Origin of the sequence: Corynebacterium epidermidicanis, from assembly GCF_001021025.1 — a bacterium.
In the GTDB taxonomy this organism is placed as follows: Bacteria; Actinomycetota; Actinomycetes; order Mycobacteriales; family Mycobacteriaceae; genus Corynebacterium; species Corynebacterium epidermidicanis.
Genome location: NZ_CP011541.1, coordinates 2,191,296 through 2,208,586, shown reverse-complemented (window position 1 = coordinate 2,208,586; position 17,291 = coordinate 2,191,296). Strand labels below are relative to the sequence as shown.

The 17,291-nt window shown below is 56.6% G+C and carries 9 protein-coding genes; 7 read left to right on the top strand and 2 right to left on the bottom strand.

Annotated features, from left to right (window positions below):
* Window positions 1-66 precede the first annotated feature (66 nt).
* Entirely contained in the window at window positions 67-3,333 is a 3,267-nt protein-coding gene (locus tag CEPID_RS10135) for an ExeM/NucH family extracellular endonuclease (RefSeq protein WP_144413513.1), read from the bottom strand.
* 725 nt (window positions 3,334-4,058) lie between these two features.
* Here CEPID_RS10135 and CEPID_RS10130 point away from each other — a divergent pair.
* From CEPID_RS10130 to CEPID_RS10110, 5 genes are all read left to right on the top strand, one after another.
* Entirely contained in the window at window positions 4,059-5,537 is a 1,479-nt protein-coding gene (locus tag CEPID_RS10130; RefSeq protein ID WP_083984446.1) for a SpaH/EbpB family LPXTG-anchored major pilin, read from the top strand.
* Window positions 5,538-5,623: 86 nt separating this feature from the next.
* Window positions 5,624-6,526, top strand: coding sequence for a class C sortase (locus CEPID_RS10125; protein WP_047240857.1), 903 nt, complete (start codon window positions 5,624-5,626; stop codon window positions 6,524-6,526).
* A gap of 106 nt (window positions 6,527-6,632) precedes the next feature.
* Window positions 6,633-12,677: a DUF5979 domain-containing protein gene (locus tag CEPID_RS10120; protein WP_144413512.1), complete on the top strand. Its 6,045-nt coding sequence runs from the start codon at window positions 6,633-6,635 to the stop codon at window positions 12,675-12,677.
* On the top strand, window positions 12,667-14,022 hold the full coding sequence (locus CEPID_RS10115; protein ID WP_047240855.1) for an isopeptide-forming domain-containing fimbrial protein: 1,356 nt from the start codon (window positions 12,667-12,669) through the stop codon (window positions 14,020-14,022). The genes CEPID_RS10120 and CEPID_RS10115 overlap by 11 nt, the downstream gene beginning before the upstream one ends.
* A complete protein-coding gene (locus CEPID_RS10110; protein WP_236684332.1) occupies window positions 13,988-14,860 on the top strand; it encodes a class C sortase in 873 nt (290 codons plus the stop codon). Before CEPID_RS10115 ends, CEPID_RS10110 begins: the two co-directional genes overlap by 35 nt.
* 96 nt (window positions 14,861-14,956) lie before the next feature.
* On the opposite strand, the gene CEPID_RS10105 is transcribed toward CEPID_RS10110, so the two are convergent.
* Window positions 14,957-15,907 carry an acyl-CoA thioesterase gene (locus CEPID_RS10105; protein WP_201775199.1) on the bottom strand — a complete coding sequence of 317 codons (951 nt, stop codon included), beginning with the start codon at window positions 15,905-15,907 and terminating at the stop codon, window positions 14,957-14,959.
* 136 nt (window positions 15,908-16,043) lie between these two features.
* Between CEPID_RS10105 and CEPID_RS10100 the strand changes: the two genes are divergently transcribed.
* On the top strand, window positions 16,044-16,418 hold the full coding sequence (locus CEPID_RS10100; RefSeq protein WP_047241505.1) for a sterol carrier family protein: 375 nt from the start codon (window positions 16,044-16,046) through the stop codon (window positions 16,416-16,418).
* 99 nt (window positions 16,419-16,517) lie between these two features.
* Window positions 16,518-17,243: a VIT1/CCC1 transporter family protein gene (locus tag CEPID_RS10095; protein ID WP_047241504.1), complete on the top strand. Its 726-nt coding sequence runs from the start codon at window positions 16,518-16,520 to the stop codon at window positions 17,241-17,243.
* The last annotated feature ends 48 nt before the right edge of the window (window positions 17,244-17,291 follow it).

Genomic DNA, 17,291 nt, shown 5'->3' with positions numbered 1-17,291 from the left:
GCCGGGGTTAGCACGCTTTATTGCGTCCTAACCCCGGCTTAAGTCTTGGCTAGACTCGTCGCTTTGTTAGAAGCGCATGAAGCGCGCAAAGAAGGCCATGAACTGTGCCTGAGCTTGTGCAAACAGCTGTGGTGCAAAGCGTTGCAGCAGGAAGTTTCCCAAGCCAAAGATCGTGCCGATGCCGAACAGCACACCAAGGAATGAGCCGGCGGAAGATCCGTTGGATACTGGCTTCTTGCCTGGCTTTGGAGTTTCCGGATTGGTAGGGGTGACAGTGACCGTCGCCGTACCGGTGGTGGTCACGGTGGTGGTCACTGGAGCCGGGGTAACGGTTGCAGTTTCCGTAACCGTAACTGGTGCGGCGGTGGTGGTAACCGGTGCAGCGGTGACGGTGATTGGGGTGCCGTTGACGGTGGTCGTCACTGGTGCCGGGGTGACCGTGACTGGTGCTGCCGTCACAGTGGTGGTGACTGGGTCTGCGGTAACGGTGACCGGGGTGCCGTTGACGGTGGTCGTCACTGGTGCGGCAGTAACGGTCACTGGATCAGCGGTGACGGTTACTGGATCGGCGGTGACGGTTACTGGATCGGCGGTGACGGTGGAAACCTGGGTAGTGACCTGAGTAGAGACCGCGGTGGTCGTGACCGGCTCAGCGGTAGTAGTTATGGTTTCTGGAGCCAGTGTTTCGGTGACCGTGGTTGGTTCCAGCGTGGTGGTGACGGCGGTGGTTACCGTCGGCACTGGTTCCGAAGTTGGCTCGGTGCTGGTGGCTGGGGAGGTCACTTCTGGCGTCGTGGTCTCGGGGGTGGTCGGTGCCGAAGTGGTCGTCTCAGGAAGGTTGAAGCCGACCTTGATCGGGTCGTGGTCTGAGGAGCGGAAGAAGTCTGGTTGGTAGAAGTCGACCGCGTTGTAGTTGCGTCGGGAGTACTCAAAGGCGACGGACTCGTCGGAGTTGATGTCCCATACCTTGGCATCCTGCACGAGCTTGGCTGCAGCTTCGTTGGCAAGAGCGTGGTCGAGGGAGCCGAGGCGTCCGCCGAATTGGTAGCTCGGAGAGGCGTCTGCTCGTCCCTCACCGAGGTTGGCGAACCCGCCGTCGATAAGCGTGGTTACCGGGGTTTCCTTGGAGTAGGAGTTGAGGTCACCGACGATGAAGGTTGGGGTGTTTTGCCACTGCTTTTGGTTGCTGAGCTCGCGAAGCAGCGCCTTGGCCTGTTGGACGCGCAGGTTTGCGTTGTTGCCTTGGCCGTCGCCGGTGTCTCCGTCGCCCTTAGCGACAGAGCCCTTCGATTTGAAGTGGTTGACGATCGTTACGAAAGTTGCCTCTGGGTTCGCAACTGAGGAGAATTCCTGGGCCAGTGGCTGGCGGGCAGTTCCGGTGAATTCTGGGGCATCGAAGATGATGGATTCACCCTTCGGTGCAACCTTGTCCTTCTGGTAAATGAAGGCGACGCGGATGTAGTCTTCGCTGCTTGGAACCTTGGCAGGGCTGCGGACATAGTCCCAGTTGCCGCCAGCAGCGTTGAGCTGGGAAACCAGGTAAGCCAGGGCCGTGTCGCGGTCCTTTTGGGAGTCAGTAACGGTGGCGGTGTTTTCAATCTCTTCCAAGCCCAGCACGGAGACATTCAATTTGTTGATCGCGGCGACGATCTTGGCTTGCTGGTCCTGGAACGCTTTCTCAGAGTATGCTCCACGCACCGTGCAGCCGTTCGCTGCGACCGGATGGCCGTCCTTGTCGTTGTATGCCTTGCAGCCAGGCTTGTTTTGGCCCAGCGTGGTGAAGTAGTTGAGGACGTTGAAGCTCGCGAGGGAGTAGTTGCCAGCGACCGTGTCCGGAACATTGGCGACCTTTACACGAGAGTCTTCCCAGGTGATCGGGAGATCAGTGCCCGCGGTGTTGCCGGTGATCGGCTGGGTGGGCTGGAAATTCCAGGTGTTGAATCGCTGGTCTAGGATCACTGGGTGCTGGAAGCGCACGCCGTCGCCGGTGCGCAGCGACTTGATCGTCTTTCCGCCGTCCTGGGCGAGGTAAGGCAGTGGGGTGTTCTTATCCGTCTTGAAGTAGTCGGCCGAGCGGCCGTCGTCAAGCGTGATGACTTCCGCTGCCTGCTGCGCCATCAACTTTTGCACGTCGGAGTTCGGATCAGTTGATGGAGGGAAGACGTCCGTGCCCTGGTAGTAAGGCTTGTCGCCCAAGGCGAGGTCTACCGAGCCGTAGGTGTTGAGCGCATAGTTGTTGGTGACAGTGTGCGCGCCCGTAGGCTGCACCAGCATGCCCTCGTAAGCCTCACGCAAGTTAGGATCCGCGGCCAGCTGGGTCACCGCAACAGGGGTCACTTCCTCGCCACACTGAGCCTTATCGACGCTCGTTACGGTCGGACTGCTCAGCTGCGTGATAGAGGTACCGGCCTTGCCGTATTCGGACACCGTGCCCGATACCGTCACGCAGTCGCCGATGCTTGGCAGGCTGGTGCCCTTGCCCGCGTAGATGAAGATGCCGTCCGAAGCTTGGCCTGCTTGCTTTTCAGTCTTGCCGGTGCCACCAGTCTGCAGGTGGAAACCGTTGAAGCCGCCTTCTGGGTAGCTCGAAGTTACCCAGCCACGAGTGGTCACAGACTTGCCGACCATCGGGGACGCGGAACCGGTGCCCTGAATGTCGGCGATAGGGATTACTGCGCCTGGCTCTACCGATGGCTGCGCAGTGGTGGTTGGAGCAGAAGTGGTGGGCGAAGTGGTGCCTGGAGTGGTGGTTTCTCCCGGGGTGGTGCCGGAATTTTGCGGGGTCGGTGAGCCCGCAGTGAAGTCAGCCGCATTGTTGTCCGTATCTACACCTGCGGACGTACGCTGCACCGATGTGGTGTTGGCAGTGCCGGCCGCAGCTTGGGACTCAAAAATGGTGGCAGCGCCCCAGCCAACTACGTCGAGGTCAGCACCCGCCTTGAGCAGCTTCACCGTACCGCCAGTGCCACCGAGTGCCAGCGTGCCAGTGAAATCTGGAGTTGGAAGTGCAACTCCATTGGTGCCCCCGCTCATAGAGATCAAGAAGTGGGAACGCGGGGCAACGTTACCAGTCAACTGAGTTTTGCCACCCGGTCCCCCCTTAGCAGAGTAGTAGGCAACTTCATATCCGGCCAAGGAAATTGCCTGGTCGGTTGGGTTGTAGAGCTCAACAAAGTCGTTGGTGTAAGGGGCGCCGGAATTGCCGCCTCCACCGAACACTTCGTTGATGACCAGATCGGAGCCGTCTGGGCTGGCGAGCGCTGCAGGTACGGGGAGTGCAGCCACGGTGGCCGTTGCCACCAGCATGGCAAGCATGCGAGGGGAGATCTTCACTTTTAAATCGTCGTTTGTCCAAGAGGGCGGAATGTGGCTCGGGAAAGCCAACGGCTCTCATTCTTAGACAATTTTTAACATTTAGGCGAACGCGAAATTGGCGATGAGCTGGGAGTTTACCCTTCGATCAATGACTTTTCATGAAGAGTTCACCGTCGATTCTTGCAGTGGACAACTGGTCGACGGAAAACGTTCTGGGACAAACATCTGCCGGAAGCGCCGAGACGACAAATATGCCTAACTTATGAAAAGTGACGAGTCGGACCCTTGCTCCGGGTGGAGATTACTCAGGGGAAATGCTGTGAATAGTCTGGAGTGGAGCGCGACTTTAGGGAAGCGCTATTCCTGAAGGGTATGGTCGGGTGGCGTTTGTGATGGAACTCAAGTGCACGAGTGGTCGAATTTGATACCAGGTAGCAGATCTGCCAGCTCGTAGGCGATTTGATGTGTTCGGGGTGGAGTTTTGGGAACTTTCTGCCCGCCAATTCTGGATAACAAAATGGTAACAAGAAAGACAGTATCGTAGCCAATTTCTTAATTTTACTCTTATTATTCGCATAATTTCGCCATTTTCCCTGCATTTGGACTCAGTAAATTTTAATATGTTGAATCGCTGAGGGAATTCAACAATAATCGTTCGAGAACGTTTAATTCTTAGCGATTTCCTATACAAAACTAATAGGTAGTACCGAAATTGAATAGGCAAGTCGTCCTAATTGGAGATTATGATGAACAAATTTTCTCGCAGCTGCCTGACGGTACTAGCTGCTGGCGCCCTCACTTTTGGTGCTACGCCCGTCGTGCTCGCACAGCCTGCTGGTACGGAAACCCCGCTTGCTACGGTAGCTCCTGCTCCAGGCGCTGGCATTGATGCCAACGCAACTGTTTCCTTGACGATCAATAAGTTTGAAGGCGAAGTCGGCAACACTTCGACTCCTTTGCCAGGCGTGACCTTCTTGATTCAACGCATCACAGACATCGACCTGACCACACAGCAAGGCTGGGCTGATTTGGCTACGCGAACCGGCGCAGCCCCTGGTGCACTTGATGCCGGATTCACGAAAACCACCGGTACAGACGGAAAGATCACGGTTACCAATCCAGAGGTAACGGTTGGTGCTTACCTGGTCACTGAACAGACCCTCGATGGATACTCGACGGCAGCTCCGTTCATTGTTACTCTGCCGTTCAACGATCCAGCCACTGGTGACTGGAACTACAGCCAGACGGTGAACCCAAAGAACCAGGACGTTCGCCCGAACAAGCAGGCAGACGACTCTCAGGCAACTCTAGGTGGCGTGATGGGTTACACCATCAACGCGCCTGTGCCGGCTGGTACGCTCGATCGCTTCAACATCGTTGACACACTGCAGACCGGCCTTACGTTGGATCCAGCTTCCGTGGTGGTAGCGACGACTGGTGCACCTGCTATCACGCTGGACGCGGGTGACTACACCATTTCTACCGCGAACAACACCGTTCGGGTCGACTTCACCTCAACTGGTCTTTCCAAGTTGTCGAATGCTCGCGCTACCGATCCAACCCTCCAGGTAACGGTAGCTTTCAAGGCCACGGTTACCTCGATTCCAGCTACGGGTGTTATCACCAACACCGCCACCGTTGAACTGCCAAACGGAGGCACCGTAGATACCGATGTCGTTGATGATGATCCAAACACGCCGGACCAACCAACCTCCACGACCTTCGGTAACCTCACCTTGACCAAGACCGGTGGCACGGCAGCAGAAATGAATGGTGCCGAGTTCCAGCTCTACCAGTGTGCACCTACTGCGGCAGATCCGAACAAGTTTGAGCTGCTTGGCGCGCCAATCTCCGTCGCAAGCACCGCTGATGGCGCAACACGCTCCGACGTTTTGGTAACCAACCAAGACACCTACACCGGCTACGGCATCCCGGCTACTTCCTTCTCTGGTGGCGGCACCGGCGATATAGCCAACACTTACTGTGTGTTGGAGACCAAGGCTCCTTCGGGCTACGTTCGTAACCCAGAGCCAGTCAAGGTTAACTACGACGCAGCGACAAAGACCTTCAGTGTCACCGTGAACAACGCCAAGGATTCCATCATCGGTCAGCTCCCAGCCACCGGTGCATGGGGAATTGTTCTCGTGTTCTTGCTCGGCCTCGCTCTCCTGGCCCGTGGTCTCTACACCAGCTACAAGGACAACAAGGCACAAGCTGCCTAACTAGCCGGAACTAGCTGAGGGGCGACCAATTGGTTCGCCCCTCAGCAGTTGCAGCCAATAATTTGACGAAGGGGACCTAAGGAACCGTGGGCACGCACCGAACTCGCACCGCGCGCCAACAGCAGCGGGGTGATGGCTCCGCCAACAAGCGCAGGAATCCCCGTTCGGTGATTTACCTCGTGCTTGCGCTCCTGGTGTTCCTGTCTCCTGTCGTCCTGACTCACTGGAAGAACGTCGAGCAGCACAAAATTGCAGAGTCGTACTCCCGCAATGTGCAAAAGCTTCATGACGGGCAGCGTAACGCAATTCTCGAGCGTGCCCACGAGTACAACCGAAACCTCCCGCAAGTTGGTGCGGTAGACCCATGGGTCAACGGCGTGGATATCAATTCACCCGGATATCAGAACTATCGCAGCCAACTGGATGTGTCCGGAACTATGGCACGCCTGCGCGTCCCAGCAGTTGGTATCGATTTGCCGGTGTACCACGGCACCCAGCAAGATGTGCTAGCTCATGGCGTAGGGCATCTCTACGGCACGGCGTTGCCCGTCGGCGGGGAAGGCACCCACACGGTCCTTACTGGGCACACGGGACTAGCGACGCTGACGATGTTCGACAACCTCACCCACATGAAAGATGGCGACATCTTCACCGTCGAAGTCATGGGGGAGCAGCGTGCCTACAAGGTCGATCAAATCAAGGTAGTACTCCCGCAGGATGTACAGGCGATCAAGGCGGAGCCGGGCAAAGACTATGCGACGTTGATCACCTGCACACCTTATGGGATCAACTCGCATCGTCTGCTCGTACGAGGCGAGCGCACCGAACTTCCTGCTCACATCCAGGATCAGCGATACAAATCGCCTTGGCAGCCGTGGATGGTGTTCGCCGTAGGAATCAGCATATTTGTCATTTTGTATCTGTTGTGGCGCTGGTGGCGGTCACGCAAACGCAAAAAGCAGCAAGAGCAACAAACGCAACAACGTTAGGAATAGCATGCACAAAGTAATGGAACACCGAAAGCTCCTTCGGGCGCTTGCTCTGGTGAGCATTGCCTTTCTTGTGGCGCTTGTAATGCAAGTAGTTGCACGGCCAATGTCCGCTGATGCAGCAACACCGAGCACGCCAGCCACCAATATGAACTACAGCGGTTCTGATTGGCAGTACGGCGATTGCTCGTTCCGATCTGGCACTAATGATGCCGCTACATACGCTGACGAGTTGTGCTGGATCGACATGAAAGAAGCAGCCAGCCTCTCAACTCCGCAGACGGTGACGAAGAACCTCGGGCGCTACACGCTCACATATACTCTGTCTTTGACAGGACAAAGTGGCAAAGTTGCCGTCGGTGGCACGGCCGCAGAGGCGCAGGGGCCAGGCGTTTCTACCAGCTTTGGTTGGGTAGACAACACTTCCGCATTTGGAAATACCATTGACGGTACCACCTATTTTGCGCAGTACGCTGGTGATCCCAACAAGCCGGTGGTGAAGACCTCGCATGATTCCACCAGTGCTCGTGTGTACACATTCAAATTCGATAACATCAAGCTCGTCGATAAGTTCACGGGGGCAACTGTTGCTAACCCACGCTTCGTCGTCGCTGATGCGCAACAAACTGCCGTCGGTACGGGCTCCGAAGTGCTGACCGTTCATTCCAGCACGGCCGGGGTGGACGCGATTCCGTTCACCAGGCTAACTCCGTCAACGTACACACCGGCATGTTCGACTGCGACTAGCAGCTCAAACATCTTCGGTCCGGCGGCTTCCTCCGTTCGCTACGGGTTGAACCAGGTGGGTCCGGTGGACTTCGCTTGCTACGAATACAACGCAGGTGTGTTGAACTCGAACTCAACGAAGGCCGGCACCTACCTGGTTGGTGCGACCGCAGCTACCGCGCTGGAAATTTCGACCTACTCTTGGTCGACCCAAGCCTGGGCGCTGGCCATCGACTTCGGTCGCATGCGAGGCGATGTCACCGCTGATACTCAGCAGGAGCAATTGGCAACCGGCCAAGTCACTGACTTCGATTTCAAAATGGGGGTTCGCTCCGGCACCACCACCGTCCCTGCTCCCTGGCAGGGCCCAAATACGTACACCCAGGTAGCTCGCAGCATCAATAGTCCCGATCTGTGGGGGAAAACCTCCTCTGACCAACAGATTTTTACCTCAACTGCGTCCGGCGCGCAGTCGAGTGAAGTCTTCAAGCGTTATGACCCGGTGTGGACCTGTACTCTTGCCACCACAAACACGGTGACCACGATCAAACCAGGAAGTGTTCCCGCGGGCTATACCCTCACCAATGATCCGGCGACAAAAACGTCCGAACTCGCGGCATCAAATCCGCAAAACGAACCCATCACCTGTGTGGTGAAATGGACCCCGAAGTTCATTTCAGCAACGCTCGATCTCAGCAAGATCGTTAGCGGCGACGCCCGCACATTTGCCGCAGTCACTGGCAAGACCTTCACAATCAACTACGATTGCGTTCCGCCACATGACGCAACCAAGACAGATCAGCAAGCTCGCGACGAATTTAGTACCGCCTACCCGAATGTGCCGCTCACGGGAACTTACAGCTTCAAGAGCGGCGACTCCGCCCAGATTTCCGGACTTCCTTCCGGGGCGACCTGTAAAGTCACTGAAAAGAATGACGCGATACTACCGACCGACGCGGGTGTCGATCACACCTTGACCTGGACCGGAGGCATCACACAGCCCGGAACCGCGCCCGAGCTAAATAGCGTCACGGTCGTTTTGCAGCCTGTCGACGCTTCTGGCTCAGCAACCAAGGTCATTGCCGATAACAACTACAAAGCACGCCTGGGCAGGGTGGTCCTTTCCAAGACGGTTACAGGTGACCCAGTAGACCAAACCTTCGGCACAAGCAAGACATACCGATTCGACCTCAACTGCCCTGGTACTACCTACCGACGCACCGTTGATCTCGTACTTAATGCTGTTCCGGGGAGCCCCAATACGCTGTCGGGCTCAACCACAATTGATGGTGTGCCCGTAGCCCAAAACTGTACCTTGACGCCATTGACCGGACTGTCTATTGATCAGCAGAAGACCGTGAAATTCGATGGTCGCAAGGTCAACATCGATGGCAATGTCGATGTGCAGCCAAACTCGTTCGGCGCGTACCCATTGGTCGTTCCAAACTACGCCCAAGGAACCACTCTGATAACAAGCCAGGTCAATATCGCTGCTCATTACTCCTGGAAGACTGCACCCGTAAAGGTGATTAAGCAGGTTTCCGGCCCGGCTGCAGAACTGGCGAAAAACACCTATGCCACCTATCCGGTGAGCTATGAATGTACCTTGCCCAATGACTCGACCTATCGAGTAACAGGAAAGCTCGACATCACCACAGATTCAGCCAACCCGGTGCAGATCCCGGACGTGCGTATCGACGCTCAGTGCAAGGTGTGGGAAGAAGCGACGCCGGAAGCAACGAACTTCACTCTCGACCGCACTGACCTGGTTGGCTCCGATGCAAATGACCAAGCCACACACCTCAGCAACGATCAAGCCAAGACCCAGCCGATTCTGACCGTGATTGACTCCACCGATCCGGGACAGAACCGCGTCGTGGTCACCAACCACTACGTGAACAAGCTGGGCACGGTTAATCTGACAAAGCTCGTCCAAAAGAACGGCATCACTACTGGCATCCCATCGGACTATGACATTCTCTTTGAGTGTGGCACGCGTTCCTACGAGACTGCCAACGGCATCCAATCGGCTGCGCTCACCGGTAAAGTGCGCGTCAGCGAAAACGGAACCGTCCATTTGGTTGCTACCAATGCGGACCCAGCCGTAGCTGCAATGCTTAACGACGCCCTAGACGGTTCCATGCAGGTCCCATATGGGAATACCTGTAGTTTTAGCGAGCCGCGCCCGAATATCACGGCTGGTGGTATCAACTGGACCGCGGACGTCGCGGACCAAACGGTCACGGTACAAGCTCCTGACAACGCGGTATCAGTAACAAATACCTACACCCCTGCGGGAGACGGTATTACGATCAGCCGAAACGTTGCCCTCAACCCAGAACTGAGCGGTCCACTCGACTACGTATTGACCTGTACAAATATCGGACTGCCGCTCACTCTGCCAGGTAACGGTGAATTCACTTTGGCTGATGGGGACTCGATTTCGTTCACCCCTGCAGAAGTTCCGCAAGGCTCCCAGTGTCAGCTCCAGGCTAAGCCACTGACCGCCGACAAGAAGACACGCACCATTAACGGCGTCACATTTCCGGTGACTTGGATTACTGAAACGACGTACCCCTCAGATGCGTCAGGTACTCAAAGCCGAGCGCAGTCCGAGAGTGAAGGCAATTTGCTGAACATCAGCGGAATCGTTGTGGGTAACAACTCGGTGGTCACCATTAACAACCAGTACGATTACCTTTACAGCAATGTGACTGCTTCTAAGACAGTGCAATTCCCGCAAGATCCGCAAAGCTACATCAGCGATGAGCGCAAGGCAGTTAAGAAGGACCGCCAGTTCACTGTCCGTTTCCGCTGTACTTACCCGGATGGGAATGTGGTCAACCTCGTCGGCACCATCGTTGATGGCGCAACGTCCGCAACTGAAGTGAACTTCACCTCGCAACGACTCCCGATTGGTGCGACGTGCTCGGCAACGGAAGATATCAGCCAGACCGCGACGGGTATTGATCTTAAGCAGGAAGTAAAGCTCAACGGGTCGAACACAGCAAGTGCCACAGCGAGCGCAGCGGCTCCGGCCACATTTACCATCAAAGATGGCCAAAATACCGCCGAGTTTATTAACTCCTACACCCGTCGACTAGCTCCCGTCGAGCTGAACAAGATTGCAAACACTCCGATTGATTTGTCGGCCTACTATGGTCAGTTCTTCACACACACCTTTGAGATGACGTGTGTTGATCCACTGGCCGCGGACCGGCCGGTTCTCGGAGTATTCACTGGCACGATTCATGGCCCTGGATCGACAACATTCCAGAATGTGCCGGTCGGCACGGAATGTACCATCACCGGTGACAACTTCGGTCGACTCGATCTGAAGGACACCCAAAATGGAGTTGACCTGGAAACTCACCTGCGCCCGGAAAGTGTTGACTGGACCTTAGATCGAAATGACGCTTCTAGTGAGCATGACACCACGTTGTCAGAGACGAAGACAACCACCACTTCGATGGGGTTTGAGGTCCTCGATAATGCAGCTGATGGCGGTAGCCAGAACGTGGTTAACTTGACTAATAACTACGCGTGGGTGACTGCGCCAGTTGAGTTCTCCAAGACCGTGGTGGCGGACTCCCAGGTGATGGACCTTTTGGAGAATAAACAGCCGGAACCAACATTTGACTTCACCTACAAGTGTGAAGGAGTAGGGTACAACTTCTCGGCGATCAGCACTGACGTTCGTCAGGGTACTGGTGAAAACCTCCCCCGACAGATTCCTCTCGGTAGCTTCGGGGCTCGTGAAGCATCGCCGGATGGATCGCAACAGCGGGTTTACCCAGGACTGACCGGCTTGGAAGTACCTTCCGGTGCTTGGTGCACCGTGACGGAATCGGGCACTCAAAATACCCCGGCAGGGGTCAAGGTGACCACCACTGTCAACGGCACGGATTCCACAAAGCTCTCCCAGCGCATTAGCGAGAATGATTCCCCGACCAAGGGATTCGATTTCGTCAACAAGTACGAGCGCGAAATGGTGCCAACGCGAATCGTGACGATGAAAGACGGCTATTTCCAAGATGCTGATCCAGCAGGTTATAGCTTCACCATTACCTGCGATGATGCACAACAAACGACCATCACTGAACAGCAACTTCTTTCCGAGGCGTTGGTTAACCTAACGACTGCGGATCCGGCTGCCCCGGCCGGCGGTCATGTCGTAATGCTGCCAGCAGGGTCGAACTGCACGATCACCGCGGATAACGCCTCGCCGGCGTTGGCGCCACTGGCGTCGCTGGCGGTAACCCAAGGGGACCGTCGCCCGTTCATGCTCTACGGATCCTGGATAGGGGAGACCCCAAGTCCAAGCAATCCGCAAACTCCGGCCAACAAGATTCCGGTAGATCAAGTCACCACTGCGATGAAGAGCTACACCTACTCTTTCGCGGTTCCGGCGGGCGCCACCCCGACGGATACCGGGGAAGTGATGACCATCGCAGCCGATGTCATGTACCCGATCGACCATGTGGACGTCACCTTTGTGAAGGAAGTGGCTGGTAGCTCAGAGCTCAACCCAACCTTTGAGTTCTCCTCGAATTGTTTCGCCGACGGAACATTTACGCTGCAGGCGGGACAAACCAAGACTCTGCCACAGGTAGCGGTAAATCAAAACTGCTTCATTAACGAAGAATCCGACGGAATCGATGGGCTTTCCCCAGTATTGACCGTCACCTCCGCTGGTGATCGCCTCTCAGGAATTACCGAAGTTAACAACTTCGTCGACCCAGCAAATCCCGATTCGACAGAACAACACTCGATTGGTGCAACTGTGCTGCCGGTGGAAAGCGCTGCCACTACCACAGCTAACCCTGCTGATTGGCGCTTGGTAGCACTCAACACCTACCCAGGCCTGAAGATCAACAAAAAGATCGATGGGTCACCGATCAGTTCGATAACCGGGGCGATTGCGGACACTGCATTGCTGCCACACACCGCGGACCGCATGCACTTTACCTATACCGCCACCAACACCGGAGCGATGGATATCAGTAATGTCACCTTGACCGAGCCCGCACTGGCAGGCCGGACCGTGGTCGCTGCTGACGGAACCCAGGTGGTCATTGATGCCAACGGCACAATTCCTGCCAACGTGTGCGCAGTGGTCGGCCAGGTGTTGACGGCGGGAACAGAAAAGTCCTGTTCCTTCGATGTGTTGATCACCGAACCGAATACCCAGAACTTCACCTATGCAGCTTCCGAGAGCACCGTCACCATCGCAGGCACCACAAAGGCTGGATCAATCAACGCCACGGATAAGTACGGCGCGTTCCGTCCGATGGAGTCCCTGGCGTGGGTGCTGCCCGAAACTGGCCGACAAACGCTGGTATACGGACTGTTGATCGGTTTGGCACTGCTGGCGTTTGGCCTGTGGCGTCGCTACCGCGAGACTAAGGACGACGATGAGAGCTAAGGAAATACGCCGTCGCAACGCAACCGCCTGGTTGGCTGTGCTGCTCACCCTCATGGCTACCATCTGTTGTCCCCAGGCTCATGCCCAGGACTTCGCCTCGGATGCCCGAGCATTTCATGTCTTCAAAGGCTCGGGAGGGCCCGAGGATGCTGGCGGGCAAACGCCAGTCGTCGGGGCTCGGTTCCAAGCGCGCCAGCTGATCGGGCTGTCCGCGACAACCAGTCAGCTTGGCGAGCTCACCCGAACGATGCCACAGCTGCTCACCTCAGACCCCGGGTATCCCCTCGGCGCACCAATCGTTGAACTGACCGACCTGGACGGTTTTGCCCACTTCATCGGGCTTGCCGATGGCGTCTACCAGGTCAGCGAGCTGCCCCAAAGAATCGGCAACGATTACGAACAGATTTCCAACCCGTTCCTGGTGGTGGTGCGCAGTGATGTCACGTTCGAGCCGCAAATTCACGCCAAGTCACTGACTTCACCCGTGGTCAAGACGGTGGATAAGACGGATATCAACGTCGATGAATCATTGAACTACCAGGTGGAAGCTACGGTGGTGGAAGTTGATGCTTCCGGAAAGCTGTACCAGCTCTATATCATCGACCAGCTGGATGACAACTTGCGAAACCCGCGCAACTTCCGCGTAACTGCAGGTAACTTGGCCCGAGACATCGTATTGGATGGCGCAACGGATTACACGGTGGCCGTTGATGGGCAACGCCTAGATCTAGAACTGACCGAGCATGGCCTGGAGCAAGTAGCCGCCATTCGCCCCGGTCACCCAGAGACGAAGCTCAAATTCAGCTTCGACGTAGATGTTGCGCATACCGTTGTCGATGGAGTCGTAGTGAATAACTGCGCAATTTATCGCCCAGACGGTTTGGTATCCCGACCGCTGAACGCACCCGTGGCGGCGAAGAACAAGCCAGTATTCAAGCTGGTAGCGGTCTACGCCAAGCAGCAGCAAATTATGCCGACATCCTGCCCATTGGTGGGCAAGGACGGCGTGCCTGTCACCGGCTTTGGCTCGAACACCGCCAGCGTCACCGTGCATAACCCTGCGCCGGAGGAAAAGCCCTGGTACATCCCTGTCATCCTGCTGCCCATCTTCGGGCTCGGTAGCAGCGGACACGGCAGCAGTGGTGGATCCTCCACGGTCCAAGGAGAAAAACCCGCGACCGCTGACCAAAACCAGGCCACCAAGAACCCGCTCAAGCGGCTGGACCAAAGCTTGGCGATGACTGGTGCCAGCATCATTGGGCTCGTCATCGTTGCACTCTTACTAGCGTTAGGAGGTTTGTTCTTCCTTGGTGCAAAACGCAGAAAAGACGAAGAAGAAGCGTAATCGTTCTTGGTTGTGGATTCTGCTGGGTGTGATCGTCCTGCTGTACCCCATCGTGGCTACCTTATGGAACGACCACCTGCTCCAGCGCCAAGCCGACGAGTACAGCTCCAACGTCCAAAACATCCACCCCAACGGCGAAATCGACCGCTTGCTTGCCGACGCCCACGCGTACAACTCCTGGCTGGCACAAACAGGGCACCATGCTATGCCTCCAGAGCCCAGTTCGCCGGGTTACGACCGTTACATGAGCACGCTGAAGAACTCATCGACGGGGGATACGATCGCCCGAATCTCGATCGATTCAATCGGTGTGGATTTGCCCGTATCGCACACCACACATCCAGACGTGCTCTATCACGGGGCTGGGCACATGTTCGGCTCTGATCTCCCAGTTGGTGGCCTGGGCACCAATGCCGTGATATCCGCGCACACCGGTATGGTGAACGCCTCGATGTTCGACCGACTACCAGCTGTGAAAGACGGCGCCGTAGTAAAAATCCAAGTTCTCGGACAAACAAACTATTACAAAGTAACCGGGCGAAAAGTAGTAAAACCCAACGATTGGCAAGACGTCACATATGAGCCAAACCGAGATAAGCTCACGCTCGTCACCTGCACCCCGTATGGAATCAACTCGGACCGATTGTTGGTAGTGGCTGACCGCATCGACCCGAGCGAAGCAACCTCTGTCGCTGGTGTGCACTGGCCACTGTCCTGGTGGATGATTCTGGACTTGCTGATCCTACTCATCGCCGGAATTCTGCTGTTCATTGTGGAAAAGCGTCGTCGAGACAAGAAGAAAGCCCAAGAGAGCGAGGCTGCTGAATTGGCGGGCTAGTACCACACACAACAAGTGCGGAAGTACTGCTTAGCGCTTCTGAAGCCCTGGGTGTCCTTTGAACTCGGCGCCAGGCACCGCCCAGCAGCGCTCGACCTAAGACAAGTGTCGCGCGTCGCTCTGCTTCGTCAAAGGACGTGGCGAGTACTCCGACCGCAGCTCACGCAGACGAGCTGCATGCTCCCACAGACGCAGGTCTTCCTCGGTGCGTGGCTCAAACTGGCGGGCGGGCAGTGCGTTTCCGTCGATGTCTACACCGACGTATGAAACGGTTGCATGAATGGCGGTCTGCAGGGAATCGCGCCCGCCGCGGGGAGCCCCGGAGCGCACGTGGATGGACATCTGCATTCCGCGGGCGTCGGTACGCATGAGTCGGGCATCGACTTCGATGAGGTCACCGATTTGGATGGGGCGGTAGAAGCGGATCCCACCGGCGTACACGGCAACCGTGTGTTCGCCCGACCATTCCATGGTGCAGGCAGCTCCGGCTTCGTCGATCCATTCCATGGCGGTGCCACCGTGGACCTTGCCGCCCCAGTTGACGTCGGTAGGCTTCGCCAGGAAACGGGTGATCAGGCGTGGTGCGTCGGATGGGCCTTCGTAGGTCTGCTTTTCCATCTCTGCTTCGATGGCTTGGCGCAGCTCGATGCGGGAGAGCGCTGCGTCGTACACGCGCTGTTCCTCCGCATTCGTTGGTTCGTACTTGGGTACCGCGACAGCTTTGCCGGTTTCAGTATCCTTTGCTACGAAAATAACGAGGCAGTCGCAGGCTCGGGTGAAGACACCCTCGCGCGGGTCAGCAGAGTACACCTCATTGACGATGTGCATGGAAGAGCGGCCCGTCATGGCGATCCGCGAACGAACTTCAACCATGTGTCCAGATGGAATTGGGCGGAAGAAGTGAATGTGGCCCACATAGGCGGTGACACAATACGTCCCTGACCAGGAAGTTGCGCACGCATAGGCGGCCTTATCAATCCATTCCAAAACGCGACCGCCGTTGACACCGTGGTTTCCGGCCATCAACACGTCGGTAGGTGCTGCCATGAAGCGCAAAGTGATTTCAGGGTTTCGGTGCGACATCAACCAATCTTTCTGCAGGGAAGAATCATTATTAATCTAACTAAGACCCGAACGATGAGTTTAACAAAGTGCACCAGCATGAATGAGAGTTGCGAGTGATATGAAGAAGCGCATTGATCCAGCGGAATGTCGGGAAGCCGTGCTGGCCGTCGAGGAGTGGATTCGGGACCCGGAAAACGTCGCCAAGCCACCGCGGGCCCAGCTGGCCGCAGCCTGCCGACTGACCGCACGAACCCTGGCTGAGCTCGCCCCGGGGCACACGGTGGAAATTCGGGTGCCTCCATTTGTGGCGGTGCAGTGTATCGCGGGGCCAGAGCACACCAGGGGAACTCCGCCGAACGTGTTGGAGGCAGCACCGCTGGAATGGTTACGCCTGGCCACGGGGCTGAGCACGATGGGCACTGCCAGAGTTGATGCTTCGGGAACCAGAGTAAGCGCGGTGCAGGACTGGCTACCCATAGTTCGGTTAGCCTAGATTTGGTTGTGAGCTGTTGCACTCTCCCGTAAAATTGGAGCGTCTGACCAGCACTTTTGCGTTAGGCTGCCCTAATTCTTGAGGAGAATTCCGATGACAATGTCCGCTGACAATACGCACGGTGCCAAATACATTGAACCCCACTCAGACTCAGTGAATTCCCGTCTTAACTGGCTGCGGGCTGGTGTGCTGGGAGCTAACGACGGCATTGTATCCGTGGCCGGCCTGCTCATGGGTGTGGCTGCCACCGGTGCCGATTCGCATGCGTTGCTCATTGCTGGTGTCGCCGCCGTGGCCTCCGGGGCTGTGTCGATGGCGTTAGGCGAGTACGTCTCGGTCTCCGCGCAGCGAGACACGGAGCAGCGCCTGGTAGCTAAAGAACGTTGGGAGTTGGAAAATTTCCCCGAAGATGAGCACCTTGAGCTCGTTAGCATCCTGCGTAGCAAGGGACTTTCCGAGGCTGTAGCCGAACAAGCCGTGCGGGAAATGGAGCAGCACGATAGATTGGCTGCTCACCTCGATTTGGAGCTTGGCATGGCTGAGGACGACTACACCAATCCTTGGGTCGCTGCCGGTTCTTCGGCGGTGTCTTTCGTGGTGGGTGCGTTCATTCCGCTACTGGTGTGCATGCTCGTTCCGGATTACATGCGGGTGTGGGCAACTTTGATCGGCACTTTGATTGCGCTCGGGGTGACCGGTGGGCTATCGGCAGTCTTTTCCGGAGGATCACGTTCTCGCTCTGTGGCCCGATTGGCGGTCGGTGGAGCGCTAGCGCTAGCAGTCACCTACGCCATAGGTTGGGTTTTCGGCGTGTCCGTGGCTTAACACATGCGCGGATGTTGAGCTGTTTTGGGGCTGCTAAAGCAACATCTT

Bases quoted from the DNA above. Each gene is read 5' to 3' on its own strand.
- CEPID_RS10130 (WP_083984446.1), top strand. From the start codon at position 4,059: ATGATGAACAAATTTTCTCGCAGCTGCCTGACGGTACTAGCTGCTGGC.
- CEPID_RS10120 (WP_144413512.1), top strand. From the start codon at position 6,633: ATGTCCGCTGATGCAGCAACACCGAGCACGCCAGCCACCAATATGAAC.
- CEPID_RS10115 (WP_047240855.1), top strand. From the start codon at position 12,667: ATGAGAGCTAAGGAAATACGCCGTCGCAACGCAACCGCCTGGTTGGCT.
- CEPID_RS10105 (WP_201775199.1), bottom strand. From the start codon at position 15,907: ATGGCAGCACCTACCGACGTGTTGATGGCCGGAAACCACGGTGTCAAC.
- CEPID_RS10100 (WP_047241505.1), top strand. From the start codon at position 16,044: ATGAAGAAGCGCATTGATCCAGCGGAATGTCGGGAAGCCGTGCTGGCC.
- CEPID_RS10095 (WP_047241504.1), top strand. From the start codon at position 16,518: ATGTCCGCTGACAATACGCACGGTGCCAAATACATTGAACCCCACTCA.